3 protein-coding genes are annotated in these 2,348 nt (G+C 43.2%); all 3 read left to right on the forward strand.

Going from position 1 to position 2,348, the window contains the following annotated elements; genetic code table 11:
• Positions 1-56 precede the first annotated feature (56 nt).
• Positions 57-407, forward strand: a complete 351-nt coding sequence (locus tag WB217_RS07895; protein ID WP_423992250.1) for a MerR family transcriptional regulator — start codon at positions 57-59, stop codon at positions 405-407.
• The gene (locus WB217_RS07900; RefSeq protein ID WP_423992252.1) at positions 400-861 is read left to right on the forward strand and encodes an SRPBCC family protein; all 462 of its coding nucleotides are present in this window, start codon (positions 400-402) and stop codon (positions 859-861) included. Before WB217_RS07895 ends, WB217_RS07900 begins: the two co-directional genes overlap by 8 nt.
• 114 nt (positions 862-975) lie before the next feature.
• A partial coding sequence (locus WB217_RS07905) for a metallophosphoesterase family protein (RefSeq protein ID WP_423992254.1) occupies positions 976-2,348 on the forward strand: 1,373 nt, incomplete at its 3' end.

A 2,348-nucleotide genomic window follows, 5' to 3' on the forward strand; every position in this document is an offset into this window, starting at 1 on the left:
ATCGTTGACCACGTAGTGCACTACATGGTTTATGATGTTTGTGTAAGGAGGCCGTCATGTACAGGATAAGCGAATTTTCCAAGATGACAGGTTTGAGCAAGGAAACGCTGCGGTATTATGCGGAAATCAAATTGCTCGAGCCGGTTTATGTCGATCCAAAGAATAAATACCGCTACTATGACAATGGTTCCTATCTTGTAGCAAGGCTGCTCGTACACTTGAAGCGGTTTAATTTTACCATCCAGGAAATGCTGACAGTGGTGAACGATGAATCCTTTGAGAATCTGGAACAACTAATCCTGAAAAAACGGCAGGGACTAGTAGATCAGATCAAGGATCTGGAGAACATTATCGAGGACATGGATCAATTTTTCGAATTAGAATTGGGAGAGAGCGCAGATGATTAAATGGTACGAAGAAAAAATCATACCGGTGAATATCGAGACGATTTGGACGTTATTTGAACTGGAGAATATCCAGAGAATCATGCCGAATGTAATTGAAAACAAAGTGATCGAGAAAAAGGAAGGCGTCGTTGGCTCTACATACCAGCAAAAATATAAGGAAGGAAAGCGGGTTGAGACGTATATCGTTGAAGACCTGGAGTACGAAAATACACCAGATAAAAAGCACAATAAGAGTGGATTTACTCTTGCGAAAGCTTTCGAGATTGAAGTCGCATTCACATTGATTAAATTAAGCGAGAACGAGACGAAGTTTATCTATCAAGGACAAAACAAAGGGGTCAATTTCTTGGGAAAGGTCCTGCTGAAAATGGGCGGTGAGAAGAATAACAATAAAGTAGTCAGAGATTTTATGGGATTGGTAGAGAAGGAAGCTTTGAAGGAAGCGGAGAAATAGAAGATGTCGAATTTTGTAATATCCTTTGCTGTATTGTCATGTTAGCTTAAAACCCCCTTTACAATGCCGTGCTACGATAAGGGCAGAAAAGGAGGTTATCAAACAGTGAAAAATATGTTGAAGAAACTTATGATTGGTTCCATGCTTTTTTCGATCTTGCCGTTAGCTTCCGTTGCAAATGGCAGCCTGTTGAGTGCTGCAGGAACACAGGATGGCGGCATTGGAAACAGCACGAATTATCTTGACGCGGTGCCGATTATTGCAGTTGATTCAAAAGTGAACGAAATCATTTATCCTCTTTTCGCGACACCAGCAATTAAACAAAAGGGCAAAACGCTGACCGTAAAGGTGGACAGCAAGGGCGCAGAGGCCGGTGCCTGGAATGTAAAATTGAAGCAAACAAATCATTCTTCATTGACGAAGGAATATGACCTACCTGTCCAAAAGGCGGAGGCAGGAGACTCTTATTGGAAAAAAAGCTCATCTATTTATAATGTAACCGTCCAAATCCCGGACAACGTGCCGGAAAAATTATATGATCTGGAGGTTTCTTTTACAGGGAATGGCAAGCGAATCACAGATGAGCAGCCGCATTCTGTTAAAGTAGTAGATACATTTAAAAAGGATTTCACGTTTTTACATCTGACAGATACGCACGTTGGTTCGCCGCGAAATCTTGGTGATCCAGACAACGTTTCTGGTACAGACCCGGCACTTGCTAAAGAGGCAGGGATGTGGGATCCAGATGAGAAGAAGCGCTGGCTTTATTTGCAAAAAACGATCAAGGAAGTAAACCTTACGAATCCGGACTTTGTCGTTGTGACTGGCGATTTGATGTACGGGCAGATGAACCCTCAGGAATATATTTATGAATATGAAGAGACATACCGTATATTGCAGAAGCTGAATGTTCCTGTGTACATCGTCCCGGGCAACCATGATTATTATGCACAGGATGCCACGCTTGCGGACGGAGCGAAGTACTGGGAACAATACTTTGGGCCTCAGTATTTCTCATTTGATTATGGACCATATGCACACTATATTGGCTACAATTCATTCGACTGGCATAAGTTTGACCGCTCAGGCAATGGGACTGTGTCCGTGCCGACATGGGGCGGGCAGATCAGGAATGACCAGCTTAATTGGGTAAAAGAAGATCTGTCTGCAAACGCTGAATCAGCACAGCCTGGGCAGATCAAAGGCTTATTCTCACATCATAATCCTTTATGGCGCGACCGCGATATCTGGCCGCAAAGCGATCCAGAAGTGCAAAGCTACTGGAAGCAATATGATGCGCAGCATAATCCGCAGTCTTTATCGACCTTATTGCTCGGTGAAAAGCTTGGCATTAAATATGACCAGCAATGGCATGGGGAGAATGCGCAGGAACTTGTTGATGTCATGAAGCAGTTTAACGTGAACCTTAGTCTTCACGGTCACACTCATACAGATGATGTAACTGAAAAAGATGGCATCCTGTACAC

Source organism: Mesobacillus sp., assembly GCF_049588175.1.
Lineage (GTDB): Bacteria > Bacillota > Bacilli > Bacillales > Cytobacillaceae > Mesobacillus.